Source organism: Pandoraea capi, from assembly GCF_902459735.1.
GTDB lineage: Bacteria > Pseudomonadota > Gammaproteobacteria > Burkholderiales > Burkholderiaceae > Pandoraea > Pandoraea capi.
The window spans coordinates 129,561-151,211 of the sequence record NZ_CABPRV010000014.1; the positions used below are offsets into that span (position 1 = coordinate 129,561).

At 61.7% G+C, this 21,651-nt stretch carries 17 protein-coding genes and 1 tRNA gene; 13 read left to right on the forward strand and 5 right to left on the reverse strand.

Going from position 1 to position 21,651, the window contains the following annotated elements; all coding sequences use genetic code 11:
* The first annotated feature begins 99 nt into the window (after window positions 1-99).
* From PCA20602_RS23330 to PCA20602_RS23340, 3 genes are all read left to right on the forward strand, one after another.
* A complete protein-coding gene (locus tag PCA20602_RS23330) occupies window positions 100-1,467 on the forward strand; it encodes an NAD(P)/FAD-dependent oxidoreductase (protein WP_150723250.1) in 1,368 nt (455 codons plus the stop codon).
* Between the two features lie 367 nt (window positions 1,468-1,834).
* On the forward strand, window positions 1,835-2,710 hold the full coding sequence (locus tag PCA20602_RS23335) for a dienelactone hydrolase family protein (protein ID WP_150723226.1): 876 nt from the start codon (window positions 1,835-1,837) through the stop codon (window positions 2,708-2,710).
* A gap of 103 nt (window positions 2,711-2,813) precedes the next feature.
* Complete coding sequence (locus PCA20602_RS23340; protein WP_425495708.1) at window positions 2,814-3,683, forward strand: ZIP family metal transporter; 870 nt, start codon at window positions 2,814-2,816, stop codon at window positions 3,681-3,683.
* Window positions 3,684-3,997: 314 nt separating this feature from the next.
* Here PCA20602_RS23340 and PCA20602_RS23345 read toward each other — a convergent pair whose 3' ends face one another.
* The 3 genes from PCA20602_RS23345 to PCA20602_RS23355 form a co-directional block, all read right to left on the reverse strand.
* Window positions 3,998-4,882 (reverse strand): sulfurtransferase, encoded by an 885-nt coding sequence (locus tag PCA20602_RS23345; RefSeq protein WP_150723228.1) that lies wholly within the window; start codon window positions 4,880-4,882, stop codon window positions 3,998-4,000.
* 43 nt (window positions 4,883-4,925) lie between these two features.
* Window positions 4,926-5,780 (reverse strand): DMT family transporter, encoded by an 855-nt coding sequence (locus PCA20602_RS23350; RefSeq protein WP_069344179.1) that lies wholly within the window; start codon window positions 5,778-5,780, stop codon window positions 4,926-4,928.
* A 315-nt stretch (window positions 5,781-6,095) separates the two neighbouring features.
* Window positions 6,096-7,211, reverse strand: coding sequence for an aromatic ring-hydroxylating oxygenase subunit alpha (locus PCA20602_RS23355; RefSeq protein ID WP_150723229.1), 1,116 nt, complete (start codon window positions 7,209-7,211; stop codon window positions 6,096-6,098).
* 228 nt (window positions 7,212-7,439) lie between these two features.
* Here PCA20602_RS23355 and PCA20602_RS23360 point away from each other — a divergent pair, with 228 nt between their 5' ends.
* From PCA20602_RS23360 to folE2, 4 genes are all read left to right on the forward strand, one after another.
* Window positions 7,440-7,709 carry an exodeoxyribonuclease VII small subunit gene (locus PCA20602_RS23360; RefSeq protein WP_069344181.1) on the forward strand — a complete coding sequence of 90 codons (270 nt, stop codon included), beginning with the start codon at window positions 7,440-7,442 and terminating at the stop codon, window positions 7,707-7,709.
* Window positions 7,710-7,824: 115 nt separating this feature from the next.
* Window positions 7,825-8,730: a polyprenyl synthetase family protein gene (locus PCA20602_RS23365; RefSeq protein WP_150723230.1), complete on the forward strand. Its 906-nt coding sequence runs from the start codon at window positions 7,825-7,827 to the stop codon at window positions 8,728-8,730.
* A gap of 243 nt (window positions 8,731-8,973) precedes the next feature.
* Window positions 8,974-10,890, forward strand: coding sequence for a 1-deoxy-D-xylulose-5-phosphate synthase (gene dxs / locus PCA20602_RS23370; RefSeq protein ID WP_150723231.1), 1,917 nt, complete (start codon window positions 8,974-8,976; stop codon window positions 10,888-10,890).
* Window positions 10,891-11,090: 200 nt separating this feature from the next.
* Complete coding sequence (folE2, locus tag PCA20602_RS23375; RefSeq protein ID WP_150723232.1) at window positions 11,091-11,900, forward strand: GTP cyclohydrolase FolE2; 810 nt, start codon at window positions 11,091-11,093, stop codon at window positions 11,898-11,900.
* A 94-nt stretch (window positions 11,901-11,994) separates the two neighbouring features.
* Here folE2 and tsaD read toward each other — a convergent pair whose 3' ends face one another.
* On the reverse strand, window positions 11,995-13,026 hold the full coding sequence (tsaD, locus tag PCA20602_RS23380; RefSeq protein WP_150723233.1) for a tRNA (adenosine(37)-N6)-threonylcarbamoyltransferase complex transferase subunit TsaD: 1,032 nt from the start codon (window positions 13,024-13,026) through the stop codon (window positions 11,995-11,997).
* 90 nt (window positions 13,027-13,116) lie between these two features.
* Between tsaD and PCA20602_RS23385 the strand changes: the two genes are divergently transcribed.
* The 3 genes from PCA20602_RS23385 (at window position 13,117) to dnaG (ending at window position 17,212) form a co-directional block, all read left to right on the forward strand.
* Window positions 13,117-14,364, forward strand: coding sequence for a BaiN/RdsA family NAD(P)/FAD-dependent oxidoreductase (locus PCA20602_RS23385; RefSeq protein WP_150723234.1), 1,248 nt, complete (start codon window positions 13,117-13,119; stop codon window positions 14,362-14,364).
* Window positions 14,365-14,812: 448 nt separating this feature from the next.
* Entirely contained in the window at window positions 14,813-15,259 is a 447-nt protein-coding gene (locus PCA20602_RS23390; RefSeq protein WP_150723235.1) for a GatB/YqeY domain-containing protein, read from the forward strand.
* Between the two features lie 69 nt (window positions 15,260-15,328).
* Entirely contained in the window at window positions 15,329-17,212 is a 1,884-nt protein-coding gene (dnaG, locus tag PCA20602_RS23395) for a DNA primase (RefSeq protein ID WP_150723236.1), read from the forward strand.
* Between the two features lie 14 nt (window positions 17,213-17,226).
* Here dnaG and PCA20602_RS26435 read toward each other — a convergent pair whose 3' ends face one another.
* Window positions 17,227-17,799 carry a hypothetical protein gene (locus PCA20602_RS26435; protein ID WP_425495710.1) on the reverse strand — a complete coding sequence of 191 codons (573 nt, stop codon included), beginning with the start codon at window positions 17,797-17,799 and terminating at the stop codon, window positions 17,227-17,229.
* On the opposite strand from PCA20602_RS26435, the gene rpoD reads away from it, so the two are divergent.
* From rpoD to PCA20602_RS23410, 3 genes are all read left to right on the forward strand, one after another.
* Window positions 17,741-19,915 (forward strand): RNA polymerase sigma factor RpoD, encoded by a 2,175-nt coding sequence (gene rpoD, locus PCA20602_RS23400; RefSeq protein ID WP_425495709.1) that lies wholly within the window; start codon window positions 17,741-17,743, stop codon window positions 19,913-19,915. The genes PCA20602_RS26435 and rpoD overlap by 59 nt on opposite strands.
* A gap of 28 nt (window positions 19,916-19,943) precedes the next feature.
* Window positions 19,944-20,019 (forward strand) — tRNA-Ile (locus PCA20602_RS23405).
* A gap of 195 nt (window positions 20,020-20,214) precedes the next feature.
* Window positions 20,215-21,327, forward strand: coding sequence for a site-specific integrase (locus PCA20602_RS23410; protein ID WP_150723238.1), 1,113 nt, complete (start codon window positions 20,215-20,217; stop codon window positions 21,325-21,327).
* Window positions 21,328-21,651 lie beyond the last annotated feature (324 nt).

Here is a 21,651-nt window from a genome sequence, read left to right on the forward strand (position 1 = left end):
CCCTAAGTCCGCACTCTGCGGTATGGTGAACGCTATCGCTGGTCGCGCTGATAGCCGACCGGTCAGACGGTTTTCCAAGCACGGGGAGTTATCGTGAGTGTGCATCGTATCGTTGTGGTCGGCGGCGGCGCCGGCGGTCTCGAACTCGTCACCCGGTTGGGCGACAAGTACGGGCGTGGCAAAGACGTTCAGGTAACGTTGGTCGACCGTTCTTTGTCGCACATCTGGAAACCGCTGCTGCATGAGGTGGCGGCGGGTGTCATGGATACGGCGACGCATCAGCTCTCCTATGTCGCGCAAGCGAACTGGCACCACTTCGAGTTCGCGACGGGCGAGATGATCGGGCTGGATCGGCAAGCCAAGACGATCCGCCTGGCTGCGGTGCCCGCTGCGGCTGACGAAGGCGAGGGCGATCTGTTGCCCGAGCGTACGCTGCCGTACGACACGCTGGTGCTCGCCATCGGCAGCACCACCAATTTCTTCGGCGTGGCCGGCGCGCAGGAAAACACCATTGCCCTCGATACGGTCGAGCAGGCCGAACGGTTCCGGCGTCGCCTGATGGCCGCCTGCGTTCGCGCACAGAACGCCGCCGAGACACCGGTCGCGGCTTCGGCGTCACCCGGAGTTCAGCCCGGCGGTGCGCTGCTGTCGCCGCCAGCGGCGCAACGTCCCAAGGTGAATCTGGTGATCGTGGGGGCCGGGGCGACTGGCGTCGAGTTGTCGGCGGAGTTGCGCAATACGGCGGAAGTATTGCGCTCGTACGGTCTGAGGCTCGATCCGCGCAAGGACGTGCGCATCACCATCATCGAGTCGAGTCCGCGTATTCTGAAGGCGTTGCCGGAGCGGGTGTCGGGCGCAGTTGCCGGGTTGCTCACGAAGCTCGACGTCGACATTCTGTGCGGCGATTCGGTGGCGGAGGTGCGTCCCAACGAGGTGACGACCACGAGCGGCAAGGTGTTGCCTGCCGACATCACGGTATGGTCGGCCGGCATTACTGCGCCGTCGGTATTGGGCACGCTGGGGCTCGCCGTCAACCGTTTGAATCAGATCGAAGTGCTGCCCACGCTGCAAAGCAAGACCGATCCGGACATCTTCGCGTTCGGCGACTGCGCAAGCTGCGAATGGCCGGAGCATGGCTTCGTGCCGCCGCGTGCACAGGCGGCGCACCAGCAGGCGAGCTTTCTGGTGAAGGCCATCGAGGCGCGCCTGAAAGGGCAAAGCCTGCCGACGTTCACGTATCGCGATTTCGGTTCGCTCGTCTCGCTGGGCAAGTTCAGCGCCGTGGGCAATCTGATGGGCGGGCTGATCGGCGGCAGCATGTTCATCGAAGGGCTGTTCGCGCGCGTGATGTACACGTCGCTCTATCGGATGCACGTGGCGGCGCTGCACGGCGTCTGGCGCATGATGCTCGACACGGTGGCGAACCGGCTGCGTCGTTCCACGGTGCCGCGTGTGAAGCTGCACTGACGCACGTATCGCCGAACGCGCTCGGGCTTGCTAGCGTTGGGCGATATTTTTTTGGCACAAGGGCCGCACAGGTGTTCTGCCTGTGCGGCGCTTGTGGCTTTGGGGTGTGTGACGGCTCTCGGTGGCGGTCACGCCTCGTCGTCGCGGGTCGACCGAGGGTGAATTTCCCCGGTCTTCGTTCCTAGTGCACGAGGCTTCACGCCTTTTCAGACAGTTCCGAGCGCCGATGCGCCGCTGTCCGAGTGCAAGCCGCTGGCCTCTCTAGTAATATCCGAACGTCCGGCTTCAGGCCGGCGGCTCATCACGCTTTCCCCGTTGGCAGAATTCCTGACCATTCTTTCATTGACGCTTTCTCCTGGAGTGCGACATGTCGCAAGCGGATCTGGATAGTCTCGTGCCCGAAGTGGCGCCGCGTAACCGTCGTGATTTTCTGAAGACCGCCGTCGGCTCGGCATTCGCGCTGGCCGTGCTGCCGGTGGCAGCCGAAACGATCACTACCGATACTCAGGGACTGGACGCCGGCGAGCACATGCTCGACGTGCCGGGCATCAAAATGCCGGTGTACTACGCGAAGCCGGCCGGGAAGACGCATCTGCCGACGATCGTCGTGGTCTCGGAGATTTTCGGGGTGCATCAGCACATTGCCGACATCTGCCGTCGTTTTGCCAAGCTGGGCTATCTCGCTGTTGCGCCGGAGCTGTTCGCGCGCGCGGGTGATCCGCAGTCGCTGGGTACGATTGCCGAGATTCAGTCGCAGATCGTCGCGAAGACGCCGGACAAGCAGGTGCTGAGCGACATCGACGCAACGGTCAAATGGGCGGTGGCGAACGGCGGTGACGAGAAGCGTCTGGGCATTACCGGTTTCTGCTGGGGCGGGCGAGTGGCATGGCTGTACGACGCACACAATCCGAATGTCAAGGCGGCGGTGGCCTGGTATGGGCGCATCGTCGGCGACAAGAGCGAGAACTTCCCCTACAACCCGATCGATATCGCTGGCAAGCTGCATGCTCCTCTGCTCGGGCTGTATGGCGGTAAGGACACGGGCATTCCGGTGGCGAGCGTTGAACAGGCGCGCGAGGCGCTGGCCAAGGGCAACGCGGCGTCGAAGGGTTCCGAGTTGAAAGTCTTCCCGAATTCGGGCCACGCGTTCTTCGCAGACTACCGCGCAAGCTACGTCGAAGCCGATGCGAAGGAAGGCTGGGCGCTTGCGCAGGCGTGGTTCCGCAAGCACGGCGTTGCCTGATGGCGTGCATGAGGCATGTGTGCCGTTGCATCGCGTGGGCCGGCGGTTTGCCTGACGCGGTAAAAGCTGGTTAAATCGCCGGCTTGCCTGCGGGAGAATCACCATCGACGCCATCTTTCTTTTCATCGTTATCGCCACGCTGGCTTCCGGCGTCCTGAGCCTGTTCGGGGCGGCGTCGTTGTCGCTTGGTCTGCTCTCGAAGCTCATCGACAAGATGGTCAGCTTCTCGGCCGGCGTGCTGCTCGGCACGGCGTTACTGCACTTGCTGCCCGAGAGTCTGGAAGCGCATGTCGACGCGCACGTCATCACTCGCTGGCTGTTGGGTGGATTGCTGGGGTTCTTCCTGCTGGAAAAGCTGGCGTTGCTTCGGCACAGCCATCATCACGAAGGCGACGGGCATCATCACGAGCACGGCCATGATGCGCACGAGGCAGGCAAAGGCGGCTGGATGATTCTGGTCGGCAGCGCGATTCACAATTTTGCCGATGGCGTGGTGATCGCGGCGGCGTTTCTGACGGACCCGCGTTTGGGCGTAGCGGCGACGGTATCGATCACGGTGCACGAAGTCGCACACAAGCTCGGTGACTTCATGGTGCTGCTCAATGCGGGATTCAAACGTCGCAAGGCGCTGGTGCTCACGCTGGCATCGAGCCTGACGGCGTTGCTGGGCGGTGTGCTCGGTTATTTCATGCTCGACCGTCTGCAAAGCCTGATTCCCTATTTGCTGGCGTTGGCCGCGAGTAGCTTCATCTACATTGCCGTGTCGGACCTGATGCCGCAGATGCAGCGTCGGACGTCTCCGCGCGATGCGCTGCCGCAGATCCTGCTGATTGCCGTGGGGCTGGCGCTGGTCGTGTGGCTCAATGGTCACGATCATGAGCATGACCATGGGCACGATCACGACAAGGGCGGGAGCGCGCTCGCGATGTCTGGGCGTGGGGCGACATCGTCAGAGATTGCAAGGCCGAATTGACCGGGTGCAGGAGTGCGCCTGCCATGTCGGCTTGGACTCGTGTGCTGCCTGCTGATGGTCGTCAGCTCTCACGGCTGACGACCGGCGGGATCGACCGTTAGCGGTATCGGCGGTATCAGCGGTGGTGAGCGGTCGCTGGCGGGCCGCGTGTCGAGGGGTCGCTTTCGCGTCACCCATGAGGACATGGCACACGGTTCGCAAAAAAGCCGCTTCGATGGATTTCGAAGCGGCTTTTTTTGTGCGGCGTCGGTGGCCGGTACGTGGCTCGTTGGTGCGGCAAGGATCGCCGTCCCGAGATCTCCCCGGCAGATTGCTTACGGCTGTGCGCCCGTCGCCACGGGGCGGCGCTTGTCAGCGCACCATTCGCTCCACGATCCCGGGTAGAGGCTGGCGCCATGCAGGCCGGCGACTTCCATGGCAAGCAAGTTGTGACACGCCGTCACGCCGGAGCCGCATTGGGCAATGACGCGCTCGGGCAAGCGATCGTGGCCGATCACCTGGACAAATTCTTCGCGCAGCGTGGCGGCCGGTTTGAAGCGGCCGTCCGGCCCGAGGTTGTCCTTGAAGAACCGGTTGGCGGCGCCCGGGATATGGCCACCGATCGGGTCGAGCGTTTCGTTCTCACCGCGATAGCGGTCGGGCGCACGCGCGTCGATGACGAGGCGTTCATGCGATGTAAGGTTGCGCTCGATTGCGGCCGCATCGGCGGTCGTCGCCAGCGGTTCACCCGGTGCGAAATCCCCCGGGGGCGGTCCTTCCGGCGGTGCGGCGTCGAGTTTGTAGCCAGCCGCTTCCCAGGCTTGCAGACCGCCGTCGAGGACCGCGACCGACTCGTGACCCAGCCAGCGCAGCAGCCACCACAGACGCGCGGCATACATTCCGCCTTGCGCATCGTAAGCGACAACCTGCTGTCCCTTCGACAGGCCACATGCCGCGAGGTGGCGTACCAGCGTGTCGCGATCGGGCAGCGGGTGGCGGCCGTTCTTGCCGGTTGCCTTGCCGGAAAGGTCACGTTCCAGATGTGCATAGAACGCGCCGAAGAGGTGGCCATTGACGTAGGCCGCTTCGCCGGCTGCCGGATTGGCAAGATCGAACCGGCAATCGAAGATGACCACCGGGGCGCCGCCACCGGCGGCGGTTTGCATCAGCGCATCGAGATTTTGCGGACTGATGAGCGTGGTGAAGTGCGTGTGAATCATGGCGTCTCCGCAGACGGGCGTGGGGGGAATCGTGCTGCGGCGATCAGGCGGAGGGTGACGGTCGGCGAAGTGCGGTCATGCCGCTCGCAACGATGAGCAACATGCCGATCCAGCCGGCCATCGCGGGCCAGTCGCCCCAGACAAGCATGCTGATCAGTGTAGCGAAGATTACGCCCGAGTACTGGAGATTCGCGGTGACGAGGGTATTGCCCAAACTGAACGCTCGGGTGAGCGCGGTCTGGGCGATGAGCGCTGCGATACCCACACCAAGCATCAACCCGGCCCCGCGCCAGGTCAGCGCGTGCATGCCGTCGATGGCGACCCATCCGAGTCCCAGCAAGACCCCGCCAGCCGAGAAGTAGAAGACGATGCGCCAGTCAGGTTCGCCGGCCGCGCCAAGTTCCTTGACCTGCATGTAGGCGATGGCCGAGAACACGCCGGACACCACGCCTGCGACCCCGCCGCCCCATGCCTGGCTGTCGATCGTGGGCTGCAACAGCAAGGCAACGCCGACAAATCCCGCGAAAATCGCCGCAACCAGGCGGAAGTCGGTGCGCAAGCTGCCACGAATGGCCGCCGTACCCATGACGATCAGGGAGATCCAGATCGGTGACATGTAGTTAAGCGTCATGGCCGTCGATAGCGGCAGTTGCGTGAGCGAATAGAACCAGAGGCCGAGAGAAACCACGCCGGCGGTACTGCGTTTGATATGCGAGCCAATGTGACGTGTGCGAATCGTCTGTCCACGCATGCGTGCAATCGCCAGCAGCACGATCACGCCAATAAGACTACGGTAAAGGACGATTTCGCCGGTGTTGTATTCGTTTGCCGCCAGCTTGATGAAGAGCCCCATCAACGTGAACATGAAGGCGGAGACCAACATCCAGAGCGATTGCATGGCGAATTGTGGCCAGTGACGGCGAGAGGGGGGCAAGAGGAGCGGTTAGCCGACGATGAGACGAGCGCGCGATTTCGGTATTTTGTGCCGAACGCCGGTGACCGCACGGCATCGAGGTCTTATGCGCGGTCATATCGAAAGCATGGAGACGATTCTAACGAAAACGGCGGGCACTTGGCCCGCCGTGTCGCGAATTTTCGGCAAATATTTAATTCAGTCTCGCAGCCACCACAGCGCGGTGCAAAAAACGCCGCCCCTGTCCTCAACCGAATGCTGCCGGCTTCTCATCGGGTGAGGCCGCCGATAATCCGACCCTCAGAAATCGCCCATCTGGCGACGCAGGAATTCGTGGAAGTGCTGCATGCCGTCTTCCATCGGGCTCTGGTAGGGGCCGACTTCGGAGACGCCGCGATTGAACAGAGCGCGGCGACCGGCGTCCATGCGCTCGGCGATCTCGTCGTCTTCGCGGGCGGTTTCCATGTAGGCGGCACGTTCAGCCTCGATGAATTCGCGCTCGAAGAGGGCAATTTCCTCGGGGTAATAGAACTCGACGATATTCGTCGTCTTCTGCGGGCCACGGGGAATCAGCCACGATACGACCAGCACGTGCGGATACCACTCGATCATCAGATGCGGGTAGTACACCATCCATATCGCACCGAAGTCCGGCGGGACACCTTCGCGGTAGCGCAGCAGCACGTCGTGCCACTGGCGATAGATCGGGCTGCCCGGCTTGGCGAGACCTTCGTGCACGCCGACGGTCTGGACGCTGTACCAGTCGCCGAATTCCCAGCTGAGGTCTTCGCACGAAACGAAGCTGCCCAGACCCGGATGGAACGGCACAACGTGGTAGTCCTCGAGGTAGACCTCGATGAACGTCTTCCAGTTGTAGTTACATTCGTGCACTTCGACGTGATCGAACATGAAGTTCGAGAAGTCGAGGTGGTGCTTCACGCCAAGACGTGCGAGATCTTTCTGCACATCGCGGCCTTCGGCTTCGAACAGCAGCCCATTCCAGCGTTGCAGCGGGAATTTGCCGAGGTTCAGGCACGGTTTTTCCGGGAAGTGCGGTGCGCCGAGCAGTTCGCCCTTCGTGTCGTACGTCCAGCGGTGGAGCGGACATACGATATTGGGCGTGTTCCCACGCCCATTGAGCATGACCGCCTGACGATGACGGCAGACGTTCGAGAGCAGTTCGATGCCGCCGTGCTCGCCCGCGCCATTGCGGACCAGCATGCGACCTTCCTGCTCGGCCGGCAGGGCGAAGTAATCGCCGGCTTCCGGGACCATCAGTTCGTGACCCACGTAACGCGGGCCATGTTTGAAAAGGACTTCACGCTCGCGGGCGAGGAGCGCCTCGTCGAAATACGTGTAGACCGGCAGTTGGCTCGAGGCCGGTTTCAGTTGCAAAGCGCTGCTTAGATTGGACATTCCCACTCCCGTCTAGCTTGAAAGCAGTGAACAACCCAACCATCGAAAAATCGATTTAGGGGAACCGATGATTATACCCGGTCTAGACACCCGGGGGCTGCTAAGTCCATGATTTACGTTAAATAATGTCCGAAAATTGTCGACGCGGCCCGATTTGAGGCAATTTACGCTCTGCGAGCTAGTGCGCTTTTGCCGTAAAATGGAACATTCGACCCGAATTTTGCGTTTATGGCCAAGACTGCAAAGTCGCAAGACGCGGCACCCGACGTGCCGCAAGACCTGCCCGAGACCTATGAGGCTGCACTCGCCGAGCTGGAAACGCTCGTCGGGCGCATGGAGGGCGGGGAACTGGGGCTGGAAGATTCGCTTGGCGCCTATCGGCGCGGCGCCGTCCTGGTGAAATACTGTCAGGGCCTGCTCGAGAAGGTGGAGCAGCAGGTCAAGGTGCTCGAAGGCGAGACGCTCAAGCCGCTCGAAGCGACACGCGACGAGTTCTAGGCGGCGCGTCCGAATTCGGCGATACAGCAACACGGCAAGGCGACCTACGACCCAAAGCGTCCCCGCGACACCGGGGCGCTTCAATAACACGCACGGCCCAAGGGGTACGTGCAGGATGAAGACGATGGCGGATCAGAATATCAAGGCCTGGATGCAGGCAGTGCAGGCCCGTGTGGAGCAGGCGCTCGATGCAGCGTTGCCGCAAGCCGCAGACGGCGGCTCGGCGCGACTCAACGAATCGATGCGTTACGCCGTGCTCGGTGGCGGCAAGCGCGTGCGTCCGCTGCTGTGCTTTGCCGCGGGTGAGGTCACGCAGGCGAGCGAGGCGGCGCTGGACCGCGCAGCATGCGCCGTCGAAATGATTCATGCCTATTCGCTGGTGCACGACGATCTGCCGTGCATGGATGACGACGATCTGCGCCGCGGCAAGCCGACGGTTCACGTGCAATACGACGAAGCGACCGGGCTGCTCGCCGGCGATGGTTTGCAAACGCAGGCGTTCGCCCTGTTGGGCGAGGCGAGCGGTGACCTGAGCGCCGCGCAATCGCTCGCGCTGGTGCGCGAACTGGCGCTGGCTTCCGGCGCGCTCGGCATGGCGGGTGGACAGGCGATTGATCTGGAGAGCGTAGGCATCAAGCTCACGCAGTCGCAGCTGGAAAACATGCACCGTCTGAAGACGGGCGCGTTGCTGCGTGCGTCGCTGCGCATGGGCGCGATCTGTGGCCGTGCGTTGTCGGACGACGAGACTGTCGCGCTCGACGCGTATGCCGCCGCTGTCGGTCTGGCCTTCCAGGTCGTGGACGACATTCTCGATGCGACGGCCGATTCGGCCACGCTGGGGAAGACGGCAGGCAAGGACGCCGCGAACGACAAGCCGACGTATGTGTCGCTCATGGGGCTGGACGGTGCGCGCGATTATGCTGAGAAGCTGCGCGCCGATGCGCATGCCGCGAGCAGCTCGCTCGGCAACGCAGATCGTCTGCGTGCGCTGGCCGATTACGTGGTCGATCGGATCAATTGATGGACGTAGACTGGTAGTTTGCCGTGGAAATGGTGAAATGCCGGCCAGCGTTGCCAAGTCACACATGGTTTTCTGAACGGCCTCGCCAACACGTCAGTCGCGCGTTGACGGAGCGGTGGCAGTAGCGATAAGCAAGGGGCAAGGAGGGTCGGCGCGATCTCCCCACAGAACGCACCGGCAGGAGATCGGGAACAGCGCACAGGGGGTGCTGCCCGATAAAGAACGCCTATATATGGAACGACGATGTACGAACTTCTAAATACTATCGATGACCCGGCCGATCTTCGGCGTCTGGAGCGTCGCCAACTCGCGCCGCTGGCCGAGGAGTTGCGTGCTTTCGTGCTCGAAAGCGTGTCGCGCACGGGCGGCCACCTGTCGTCCAATCTCGGGACGGTCGAGCTGACGATCGCGTTGCACTACGTCTTCAATACGCCGGAAGATCGTATCGTCTGGGACGTCGGCCATCAGAGCTATCCGCACAAGATCCTGACGGGTCGTCGCGAGCAAATGGGCTCGCTACGTCAATTCGGCGGTATCTCGGGCTTCCCGAAGCGCGACGAATCGCCTTACGACACGTTCGGCACGGCGCACTCGAGCACGTCGATTTCGGCGGCGCTCGGCATGGCGCTCGGCGCACGCACGAAGGGTGAGAACCGCTTTGGCATCGCGGTGATCGGCGATGGCTCGATGACGGCCGGTATGGCGTTCGAGGCAATGAACAATGCCGGCGTGCATGAAGATGCGCCGCTGCTCGTCATCTTGAACGACAACGATATGTCGATCTCGCCGCCGGTCGGCGCGCTCAATCGCTATCTCGCCCGCCTGATGTCGGGGCGCTTCTACGCCGCGGCGAAGAAGGGCGTGGAGAAGGTGCTGAGCGTGGCGCCGCCGGTGCTGGAACTGGCGCGCAAGTTCGAGGAGCATGCCAAGGGAATGGTTGTTCCGGCCACGATGTTCGAAGAATTCGGCTTCAACTACATCGGCCCGATCGACGGTCACGACCTCGATTCGCTGATCCCGACGCTCGAGAACATCAAGAATCTGAAGGGCCCGCAATTCCTGCACGTCGTCACGCGCAAGGGTTACGGCTACAAGCTCGCCGAGGCGGATCCGGTGCTGTACCACGGCCCGGGCAAGTTCAATCCGGCCGAGGGCATCAAGCCGAGCACGAGCAGCAAGAAGACGTACACGCAGGTGTTCAGCGACTGGTTGTGCGACATCGCCGCCGTGGACAAGCGCATCGTGGGCATCACCCCGGCCATGCGCGAAGGCTCCGGCCTTGTCGAATTCGAAAAGCGTTTCCCGGATCGTTATTACGACGTGGGCATCGCCGAACAGCACGCGGTCACGTTCGCGGGCGGTATGGCGACGGAAGGTCTCAAGCCCGTCGTCGCCATCTATTCGACGTTCCTGCAACGTGGCTACGACCAGTTGATTCACGATGTGGCGTTGCAGAATCTGCCGGTCGTGTTTGCGCTGGATCGTTCGGGCCTCGTCGGTGCCGACGGTGCCACGCACGCGGGCGCCTACGATATTCCGTTCGTGCGCTGTATTCCGAACATGGTCGTGATGACGCCGTCCGACGAGAACGAGTGCCGCCAGATGCTGTACACCGGCGTGCAGATCGACGGTCCGTCGGCGGTGCGTTATCCGCGTGGCGCTGGCACGGGTGCAGTGATCGAACAGACGATGACGGCGCTGCCGATCGGCAAGGGTATCGTGCGTCGCGAAAGCCAGGCGGAAGCCGGCCGTCGCATCGCGATTCTCGCGTTCGGCAGCATGGTCGCGCCGTCGCTGACTGCGGCGCAAAAGCTCGACGCCACCGTGGCCGACATGCGCTTCGTCAAGCCGATCGACGACGAACTGATTGCCCGCCTGGCGCAGACGCACGATTACCTCGTGACGGTCGAAGAGGGCAGCATCATGGGCGGTGCCGGTTCGGCTGTGGCCGAATCCCTGCTGGCCAGCGGCGGCCATCGACCCATACTACAATTGGGTCTGCCCGATCTTTTCATCGATCATGGTGATCCGGCACAGCTTCTGTCGGGGCTGGGTCTCGACGCCGCAGGCATCACCAAGTCGATCTGCGAGCGCTTCGATATTCAGCCGGCGGATGCCTCGCAGACCGCCGAAAAGGTGACGACGAAGCTCGTCGCCTGAGCGACGTCGGTGTCCAGAGCGTCAGAACGATCCGGCTTGCGCGCCGGATCGTTTCGTTTTGCATAGCGCATTCTTCATCCTGTGCCGGGGCCTCCGGCACATTCCCGTTGGCACTCGCCAGAGGCTCGTGAGCCGTGCGACGGGTACGTTTTGCCCATTGCCTCCCCCCCAGTCGGCTTGCCGGCAAAGAAGGAAACCTGATGAACCAGATGAACCCCGCTTTCATTATGCCGGACGTGCAGAGCAGCGTCGATACCCGGCAGATCCCGATTCAGCGCGTTGGTGTGCGCGGTGTGCGTCATCCGTTGTCGGTGCGTCTGGCCGACGGCGACGTGCAAGCCACTGTCGGCCTGTTCAATCTCGACGTACATTTGCCGGCCGATCAGAAAGGCACGCACATGTCGCGGTTCGTGGCGTTGCTCGAAGCGAATCGTGAGCCGCTGGATGTCGCGGGCTTTCGCGCGATGCTCGATGGCATGCTGGAGAAGCTTGAAGCCGAAGCCGGTCGCATCGAAGTAACGTTCCCGTACTTCATCAACAAGACGGCGCCGGTCTCCGGCGTGCAGAGCCTGATGGATTACGAGGTGACACTCACGGGCGACGTTCGCAACGGCGAGACGCGTGTGTGGCTCAAGGTGCTCGTGCCGGTCACGAGCCTGTGCCCGTGCTCGAAGAAGATTTCGCAGTATGGCGCGCACAATCAGCGTTCGCATATCACCATCGACGCCGAAATCGTGGGCAATATCGCTGTCGAGGCACTGGTGCGCATGGCTGAGGAAGAGGCGTCGTGCGAACTGTGGGGGCTGCTCAAGCGTCCGGACGAGAAGTATGTGACCGAGCGCGCCTACGAGAATCCGAAGTTCGTGGAAGATCTGGTGCGTGACGTGGCAACGCGTCTGAATGACGAGCCGCGTATCGCCGCTTACGTGCTTCAGGCCGAAAACTTCGAATCGATCCACAATCACAGCGCCTATGCCGTGATCGAGCGCGACAAGCGTATTGCCGCATGATCGATGGATGCCGTCAGTGATGCCGGCAGCGACAAAAAAACCGCTCCTCGGAGCGGTTTTTTCATGGCGTCTGCCTGAGCGTGACGATGATCGATCAGGCGCTTCGTACGATATCGGCCAGATCCCAGCGCGGGCGCACGGTGTACGCGTATTCGCTGTCGGCCTCGTCGGGCCAGTGCTTGAGACGCATGGCGCCCGCAAACGCGATCATCGCACCGTTGTCCGTGCAGAAGGCGAGGTCGGGGTAATGCACGCGATAACCACGACGGCGTGCAGCCTCGTTCAGCCCCGCGCGCAATTGGGCGTTCGCGCCGACACCGCCCGCGACGACCAGCGTCTTCATGCCGGTTTGCTTGAGCGCGGCCATCGACTTGGCGACGAGCACTTCGACGATGGCGTCGACGAACCCACGTGCAAGATCCGCTTTTGCCTGCTCACAGACGTTGCCGCCAAGATTGCGCACTTGCGTGAGCACTGCGGTTTTCAGGCCGCTGAAGCTGAAGTCGAGATTGCCCGAGTGCTTCATCGGGCGCGGCAGATCGTAGCGTCCCGGCGTGCCGAACTCGGCCAGACGAGAGACGGCAGGGCCGCCCGGATAGCCGAGGCCCAGCAGCTTGGCTGTCTTGTCGAAGGCTTCGCCTGCCGCGTCGTCCAGCGTTTCGCCGAGCATCGCGTACTGACCGAAGGCGCGCACTTCCATCAACTGCGTGTGACCGCCGGAGACCAGCAGGGCGACGAACGGGAAGTCGGGCGCGTCCGGTGCGAGCAGCGGGGACAGCAGGTGGCCTTCAAGGTGATGCACGCCGACGACAGGTCGATCCAGCGCGAAAGCCAGCGCATTGGCGACGCTCGCGCCGACCAGCAGCGCACCGGCCAGTCCGGGGCCCTGGGTGTAGGCAATCGCATCCACCGCGCTGAGCGGCTTGCCGGCCTGTGCCAGCACGTCTTCGGCCAGCGGCAGAGCGCGACGAATGTGATCGCGCGATGCCAGTTCCGGTACGACGCCGCCGTATTCGCGATGCATCGCAATCTGCGAGTGCAGTGCGTGCGAGAGCAGGCCCGCCTCGGTGTCATAGAGGGCGAGTCCGGTTTCGTCGCAGGAGCTTTCAATGCCTAGAACCAGCATGGCGGGAGGAGATGCGCGCGGCGTCAATGTCGATGGAGAACCGAGAAGTATACCAGTCGACCCCATCGGCTGCCGGTTACAATGCGCGCCATGGAAAAGTTCGATGTAGCGATCGTGGGTGCCGGCGCGGCCGGTCTGATGTGCGCGGCTGTGGCCGGGCAATTGGGCTTGCGCGTGGTGCTGATCGATCATGCGACGCGTCTGGCGGAGAAAATCCGCATTTCGGGCGGCGGCCGCTGCAATTTCACCAATATCAATGCCGGACCGGCGAATTATCTGTCGGAGAATCCGCGTTTTTGCCGGTCGGCGCTCGCGCGCTACACGCCGCGCGACTTTCTGGACCTGCTCAAGCGTCACCGTATCGCGTGGCACGAAAAGCATCGCGGGCAGCTCTTCTGCGACGAAAGCGCCGAAGACATCATCGAAATGCTGCGAAAAGAGTGCGCTGCGGGGCATATACACTGGCGCATGCCGTGCGCCGTGCACACGGTGGCGCATACGACCGCCGGCGGTGCGCACCCCTATCATCTGACGACAGATGCCGGGCATATCGCGGCCAAACGGCTCGTCGTGGCGACGGGTGGTCTGTCGATTCCGAAAATCGGGGCGACGGACTGGGGCTACCGGATCGCGCGCCAGTTCGGGCTGGATCTCGTCGAGCCGCGCCCGGCGCTCGTGCCGCTTATGTTCGATGCGTCCACGTGGGCGCCGTTCGCGGGCTTGTCGGGGCTGTCGCTGGAAGTCGACGTCAGCACTGGCAAGGGGAAGGACGCCGGTAACTTTCTTGAGGATCTGTTGTTCACGCACCGCGGGCTGTCCGGGCCCGCGATTCTTCAGATTTCCAGCTTCTGGACGCCGGGCCAGCCGATCACGCTGGATCTCGCGCCCTCGTCCGATATCGAGACGGCGCTGTTCGAGGCGAAGGCGACGTCCAAACGTCAATTGAGCAATCTGTTGGCGCAGTGGGTGCCGGCGCGTCTGGCAGACGCCTGGGTGGCGAACAGCGGTCTGTCGCCGCAGGCTCGCGTTCAGGAGTTGCCGGACAAGGCGCTGCGCGCTCTGGCGCAAGCGTTCTCGGGGTGGACGCTCAAGCCCTGCGGCTCGGAGGGATGGCGCAAGGCGGAAGTGACGCGCGGTGGCGTCGATACGCGGGCGTTGTCGTCGGCCACGCTGGAGGCGCGTGCGCAGCCCGGACTGCACTTCGTGGGTGAAGTCGTCGACGTCACGGGATGGCTTGGCGGCTATAACTTCCAGTGGGCGTGGGCCTCAGCCGTGGCGTGCGCGCGGGGGATGTCCGAAAGTATCCAGTCGGCCAAGGCTGGCGACAGCGTAGTCTGATGGCGAAGGTGGTACGTCTGAACGAGATCCGGGAGGACGGGGGCACCAGTAAGGCGACGCACTGTCGTAGACGGCCACTAGTGCGCCGTGCTACGCTCTCTCCTTCGTGGAGACGGCGTCATTTCAGTAGTATCGGTCGTTTCGGCAGGTGTTCGAAGACTCGTTTGAGACGCCTCCGAGGGATTGGCTGCGATATTGCGTCCGACACGTCATCGAAGACGAGCGTGCGAGAGGGCTTGTGTCGTGACGATCCGAGTCTCCGGCGAGCCCGCTTGTGATCGCATGTGTGATCGTTACCCCAAGCGGGTTTTTGTGCTTTGTGCCCCTGGAATCCTGCGCCAGCCTACCGGCGGCGGTGCGGGGCGGATCGAAGCCCACCGTCGCCGTCCTTTTCTTTGGGACGGCATGCACTACACTGAAACGTAATCGAATTCCGGAATCCCTGCTCATGAGTCTGAAAGAACGCATCAACGAGGACATGAAGACGGCCATGCGTGCCAAGGCCGCCGATAAACTGGGGACCATCCGTCTGCTGCTCGCGGCAATCAAACAAAAGGAAGTCGACGAGCGCATCACGCTCGACGATACGGCCACCGTAGCCATCGTCGACAAGCTGATCAAACAGCGCAAGGATTCCATCAGCCAGTTCCAGGCAGCCGGGCGCACCGATCTGGCCGACAAGGAGGCCGCCGAACTCGAAGTGCTCATGGTCTATATGCCGCAGCAGCTCTCGGCAGACGAAGTCGCGCAGGCGGTCAAGGCGGCAGTGGCGCAAACGGGCGCAGCCGGTCCGCAGGACATGGGCAAGGTGATGGGCGTGCTCAAAGGCCTGCTGGCAGGGCGTGCCGACATGACGGTCGTGTCGGCGCAAGTGAAGGCGGCGTTGGCTGCGTAATCCAGTGGTGCGGTACGGCGCCGTTGCGCATGCGACGGCCCGGCACTGCGTTGCGATGGCACCGATCCAGTGATTCCCCAGTCGTTTTTGCAGGATTTGCTCAACCGCGTCGATATTGTCGAGGTGGTGGGCCGTTACGTTCAGTTGAAAAAGGGTGGGGCGAACTTCATGGGGCTGTGCCCCTTTCATAACGAGAAGTCGCCCTCATTTACGGTAAGTCCCACCAAGCAGTTCTATCACTGCTTCGGGTGTGGCGCGCACGGCAGCGCGATCAGCTTCCTGATGGAGCATGCCGGACTCGGATTTGTCGAAGCTGTCGAGGAGTTGGCCCGTAATGTCGGGCTGGATGTGCCGCGTGAGGCGCCAATGCCGGGCGCGCCGGCACCTGCCGCGCAACGTGCGCAAACCCTTGGGCTGGTCGACATGATGACGCGTGCGTGCGACTACTACCGCAAGCAATTGCGCGGTGCGCCCGTGGCCATCGACTATTTGAAGCGACGTGGGCTGACCGGCGAAATCGCCGCGCATTTCGGGCTGGGCTATGCCCCCGACGCCTGGCAGAACCTCGAAGCCGCGTTCGAGAACTACCGGGACGACCAGTTACTCGACGCCGGTCTCGTCATCGAGAGCGAGAAAGGCGAGGCGGGCAGCACGAAGCGACGCTATGACCGCTTCCGCGACCGGATCATGTTCCCGATCCGCAATACGAAGGGGCAGGTGATCGCCTTCGGCGGACGCGTGCTGGATAAAGGCGAACCCAAGTATCTGAACTCTCCCGAAACGCCGCTCTTCAGCAAGGGCAGCGAGCTTTATGGGCTGTTCGAGGCGCGTCTCGGTATTCGGGATGCGGGCTACGTGCTGGTCGTCGAAGGGTATATGGACGTCGTGGCGCTCGCGCAATTGGGCTTTCCGCAGGCGGTTGCCACGCTGGGCACGGCCTGTACGCCGATGCACGTGCAGAAACTGCTGCGCCAGACGGAAACGGTGGTGTTCAGCTTCGACGGCGATGCGGCAGGCCGACGCGCGGCGCGTCGTGCGCTCGAAGCCTGTTTGCCGCATGCCGACGACAACCGGAGCTTCAAGTTCCTGTTTCTGCCGAGTGAGCACGATCCGGACAGTTATGTGCGCGAACACGGCACGCAGGCGTTTGCCGACGAGGTGTCGCACGCCATGCCAATGTCGCAGTTCCTGATTGGCGAAGTGACGGCAGGCAAGGAGATGCACCAGCCGGAAGGCCGGGCGAGGGCGTTGTTCGAAGCGAAGCCGCTTTTGCAGCAGATGCCGGCGAATGCGCTGCGCGGCCAGATCATCCACGCACTGGCCGAGCGGGTGGGAAGTTCGGTGGAAGAAGTGGCCGAGTTGTGCGAATTGCACATTGGCGCTGCACGCCGTCAGAACGCATGGGGCAAGGCGCCCGCCAAGCGCGAGAAACGTCGTGTGGTGGGCACCGAACACCGGGCTTTGCAGAATTTGTTGATGTTCCCGGCGCTCGGAAACGAATTGACCGAGGAAGAGACCAAGATTTTGCGGGAGAGGGGTCACCACGGCGAGATTTTCTCGGAAGTGCTGACGCTTTGCCGCGAAATGGGTGCACAGGCCGACTTTCGTTACATGTCGGATCGGCTGCGAATTTCGCCAAACTGGGCGAGTTTCGACGACATCATTCGCGAAATCCTCTCGTTTGAGGAAAATGCGCGCGATCTGATGCTGTTCGATCCTGAGGACGAAGCACAGGTCGAGCGCCGTGAAGAGCAAATCGCCTTGCGACTCACCGAGTTGCGTAGTGCGATCCGGCGCTTGCAGTACGACCGGTTGTGCGAAGAACTGGAGACGATTTTCAAGCGGACGTCGCTGACGTCCGATGAATTGCGTCACGCACAGGCGCTATCGCGCGAGCGTGACGAATTGAAGCGGATGCTGGCTACGGTCGGCACAGGGGGCGCGCGAAGTTGAGGTAAGTCCGCGTGCTATAATGGAAAGTTTTCAGTGGGCTGTTTTCTGGCAAGCGAGATCGCTATGGCAAAGATGACAACGACCAGCGGAAAAAAGACGGTTATCCCTTCACCGACGGCAAAGCGCGCGACCAGCGCGGCGGCGGCATCTGGTGGAAAGGGGGCGTCTCGATCTGCGAAAGCTGGCGTTGGAGGAAAAGCCGGTGCGGTGTCGCAAGCGACGAAGAAAACAGCCAGCCAGGCAAGTGCGGCGAAACGTACTACGCAAACCAAGGCAGCCGCCGGTGCCACGAAGGCGACCGGCAAGACGGCTGCGAAGGTGACCGATGTCACCAAGCGCAAGAGTGCGACCGCCACGACGGTGGGGGCTGCGAAGGCAGCCAGGCCGACGGTGAAGTCCGAGCCGCCCGCGAAGGTCAAAGCGACCGGGGCGGCAACGGCCACGAAGGCGACGGCAGGCGGGAAACCGCAGGCCCGACAACCCGCTGAAAAAAGCGCGAAGAGCGCAACTACCGCCAAGGCTTCGAGCCTGGCGGGCCGCAGTACACCTGCGACGAAAGCCCCACGCAAGACCGGGGCTTCCAGCAAACCGGAGGCAGTGGTGGAGGTTACGCCGACAGCAGTTGGGTCGGTCGTCCCAAAAGCACGTGGCAGAGCCGCGAAGACCGCGACCCCGGTGGAGCAAAACGTCGCAGCGAATACTAATGATCAACCCGTGAACGAAGATCAGACCAAAGTGGAAAAGCAGAAGGCGCGTGATCGCCGGGCAAAAGAGAAAGCACTGCTCAAGGACGCATTTTCCTCGCACCAGCCCGGTACGGCCGAGGAACTTGAGGAACGTCGTGGCAAGCTGCGGACACTGATCAAGCTGGGCAAGGAACGAGGCTTCCTGACCTTTGCAGAGATCAACGACCACCTCCCTGACGATGTGGTGGAAGGCGACGCGCTGGAAGGCGTGATCGCAACGTTTAACGACATGGGCGTTGCCGTCTACGAGCAGGCGCCTGATGCCGAGACGCTGCTGCTCAACGACAATGCGCCGAACGCTGCGACGGACGACGAAGTCGAGGAGCAGGCGGAAGCTGCGCTCTCGACCGTCGATTCCGAGTTTGGCCGCACGACCGATCCGGTGCGTATGTACATGCGCGAAATGGGTACGGTCGAGCTGCTGACGCGCGAAGGTGAAATCGAGATCGCGAAGCGCATCGAAGAAGGCCTGAAGCACATGGTGCAGGCCATCTCCGCATGCCCGACGACGATCGCCGAGATCCTGGCGATGGCCGAAAAGGTCGAGCGCGAAGAAATGCGTATCGACGAAGTGGTCGACGGCCTGATCGATCCGAATGCGGAAGCCAATGCAGCGGCCGCTGCCTCCGATGACGAAGACTTCGACGCCGATGCGGACGAAGGCGAGGAAGAAGAGGAAGAGGAAGAAGGCGACGACGAGGAAGATAGCGGCAGCGGCGGCGGTGCTTCGGCGGCGCAGGTCGAGCAGCTCAAGCGTGATTCGCTCGCCAAGTTCGCCGTGATTGCCGACTGGTTCGGCAAGATGCGTCGTGCGTTCGAGAAGGAAGGCTACCAGTCCAAGCCGTATGTGAAGGCTGGCGAAGCGATCCAGACCGAGCTGATGACGATCCGCTTCACGGCGCGTACGGTCGAGCGTCTGTGCGACACGCTGCGTTCGCAAGTGGACGAAGTGCGCAACATCGAGCGCGCCATCCTGAACATTGTGGTCGACAAGTGCGGCATGCCGCGCGCCGATTTCGTGTCGCGTTTCCCGGGCAACGAAACCAATCTCGACTGGATTTACACCGTCGTGGCCGATAACAAGGCTTACAGCTCGGTGGTCGAGCGTAACGTGCCGGCCGTGCAGGAACTGCAACAGAAGCTGATCGACCTGCAAGCGCGTGTGGTGTTGCCGCTGACCGAGTTGAAGGACGTCAATCGCAAGATGTCGGAAGGCGAGCGCCGTGCCCGCAAGGCCAAGCGTGAGATGACCGAAGCGAACTTGCGTCTGGTGATTTCGATTGCGAAGAAGTACACGAACCGTGGTCTGCAATTCCTTGATCTGATTCAGGAAGGCAACATCGGCCTGATGAAGGCGGTGGACAAGTTCGAATACCGTCGTGGTTACAAATTCTCGACGTACGCGACGTGGTGGATCCGTCAGGCCATTACGCGTTCGATCGCAGACCAGGCACGTACCATCCGTATTCCGGTGCACATGATCGAAACGATCAACAAGATGAACCGGATCTCGCGTCAGATTCTGCAGGAAACCGGTGTCGAACCGGATCCGGCGACGCTGGCCGAGAAGATGGAAATGCCCGAGGACAAGATCCGCAAGATCATGAAGATCGCGAAGGAACCGATCTCCATGGAAACGCCGATCGGTGACGACGACGATTCGCATTTGGGCGATTTCATTGAAGATACCGGCACGGTAGCCCCTGCGGACGCCGCATTGCATGGTAGTATGCGCGACGTCGTGAAGGACGTGCTCGATTCGCTGACGCCGCGTGAAGCCAAGGTGCTGCGTATGCGTTTCGGTATCGAGATGAGCACGGACCACACGCTCGAGGAAGTGGGCAAGCAGTTCGACGTGACGCGTGAGCGTATTCGTCAGATCGAAGCCAAGGCGCTGCGCAAGCTGCGTCACCCGAGCCGTTCCGACAAGCTCAAGTCGTTCCTCGAAGGCAATTGATTGCCGCTGAGCGAGCGCCGGTAGTTAAGGGCCGTTAGCTCAGCGGTTAGAGCAGGGGACTCATAATCCCTTGGTCGCTGGTTCGAACCCAGCACGGCCTACCAAAGAAGTAAGAAAGCCCCTGACGGTGACGTCGGGGGCTTTTTTTTAAATCAATGATTTGCGTGGGGATTTTTCTGTCGGAATCCGTGCTTTTTCGATGTCTTGAGAGTGTCGGTCGCAGAGCGGCACAGGGCTAAATTGCCTCTTCGGTACACTTTCAGTACAGTGAGGGAATTCGAGCACACGTCCGAGTACCTATGGCAACGATTGTCAAGACCGCATCCGGCACCTGGAAAGCCGTCATTCGGAAGGCCGGTTTTCCGACCAACGCGAAGACCTTCCGGCTGAAAAAAGACGCTGAGGACTGGGCTCGACGCACAGAGGACGAAATGGTCCGAGGGCTGTACGTGCAACGTGCGCCATCTGAGCGCCTGACGTTTGAAAAGGCCATCGCGCGCTATTTGGCTGATGTGACTCCAACGAAGAGACCGCAGACTCAAGCAGGTGAGCGCAAGCGATCTATCCCGTTGATCGCATTCTTCGGTAAGTATTCTCTCGCCGCTATAACGCCCGATATGGTCGCTCAGTATCGCGACAGGCGCTTGGCGGGAGAGGGGCGCATAGATTCTCAAGGCAATCCGATCCCAAGAGCGACGAATACCGTTCGCCTTGAGTTGGCGTTGCTTGGTCATCTTTTTACCGTTGCGCTCAAGGAGTGGGGACTGGGGTTGGGGAGTAATCCAGTGATGAACGTTCGGCGCCCGTCGCCGGGGCCGGGGAGAAATCGGCGACTAGATAACGACGAGTCAGCCCGTCTGCTAAGTGCGGTGGACAGCCATTCGAATCCAATGCTCGGTTGGATCGTTCGTATCGCATTGGAGACTGGGATGCGATCGTCGGAAATCGTCACGCTCCGATGCGGTCAGGTCGACGTCGGACGGCGCTTGGTGCGTCTGGTTGAGACGAAGAACACAATGCCTCGAACGATTCCCCTGACCACAGAAGCTACGACGCTATTCGAAGCTGCGCTTGGCAATCCGCTACGGCCAGAGGGGGTTGATCTCATCTTTTTTGGCGAGCCTGGGAAGGACGGTGTACGTCGCCCCTACAACTTCAATAAGGTGTGGATGCAGATCAAAAGCTCTGCCGGGTGCTCCGACTTTCGATTTCACGATCTCCGCCATGAAGCGGTGAGCCGGCTCGTTGAAGTCGGTTTGAGTGACCAGGAGGTGGCTGCCATTAGCGGCCATAAGTCGATGCAGATGTTGCGGCGCTATACGCATCTGCGAGCGGAAGATCTAGTGGCGAAGTTGGATAAGCTCCGAGGGGATGCGGGGTTATCCACATCCGACTTGGGTAGAGATAGGTAGAAGAAGGGTAGGGGTGATTTGGAGCCAAAAATGGGTTTTACTTTCATGGTGTTGCAGGCGGTGGGCGCGATGTAACCCCGAAAAATGGCGATGTAACCCCGATATTGAGCGACGTAACCCCGATGCGGCAGCGATGTAACCCCGATGGCTAAAGTCTGTTCCAAACTGCCTGAAGCATGTTCCTGGAGTTCAGCGCAATTCGTCCGCCCGCGATGAGTTCTACCCGTTCCAGTTCGCGAATTGCCTTTGACCTTACCCCTTGGAGTACACCATTCGTAAGTTAGTGGGCTTGCCGGCTTTCGGTTGATGCAATTGCCGGAATTG

Bases quoted from the DNA above. Each gene is read 5' to 3' on its own strand.
- PCA20602_RS23335 (WP_150723226.1), top strand. From the start codon at position 1,835: ATGTCGCAAGCGGATCTGGATAGTCTCGTGCCCGAAGTGGCGCCGCGT.
- PCA20602_RS23345 (WP_150723228.1), bottom strand. From the start codon at position 4,882: ATGATTCACACGCACTTCACCACGCTCATCAGTCCGCAAAATCTCGAT.
- PCA20602_RS23350 (WP_069344179.1), bottom strand. From the start codon at position 5,780: ATGCAATCGCTCTGGATGTTGGTCTCCGCCTTCATGTTCACGTTGATG.
- PCA20602_RS23355 (WP_150723229.1), bottom strand. From the start codon at position 7,211: ATGTCCAATCTAAGCAGCGCTTTGCAACTGAAACCGGCCTCGAGCCAA.
- PCA20602_RS23360 (WP_069344181.1), top strand. From the start codon at position 7,440: ATGGCCAAGACTGCAAAGTCGCAAGACGCGGCACCCGACGTGCCGCAA.
- PCA20602_RS23365 (WP_150723230.1), top strand. From the start codon at position 7,825: ATGAAGACGATGGCGGATCAGAATATCAAGGCCTGGATGCAGGCAGTG.
- dxs (WP_150723231.1), top strand. From the start codon at position 8,974: ATGTACGAACTTCTAAATACTATCGATGACCCGGCCGATCTTCGGCGT.
- folE2 (WP_150723232.1), top strand. From the start codon at position 11,091: ATGAACCAGATGAACCCCGCTTTCATTATGCCGGACGTGCAGAGCAGC.
- tsaD (WP_150723233.1), bottom strand. From the start codon at position 13,026: ATGCTGGTTCTAGGCATTGAAAGCTCCTGCGACGAAACCGGACTCGCC.
- PCA20602_RS23385 (WP_150723234.1), top strand. From the start codon at position 13,117: ATGGAAAAGTTCGATGTAGCGATCGTGGGTGCCGGCGCGGCCGGTCTG.
- PCA20602_RS23390 (WP_150723235.1), top strand. From the start codon at position 14,813: ATGAGTCTGAAAGAACGCATCAACGAGGACATGAAGACGGCCATGCGT.
- PCA20602_RS23410 (WP_150723238.1), top strand. From the start codon at position 20,215: ATGGCAACGATTGTCAAGACCGCATCCGGCACCTGGAAAGCCGTCATT.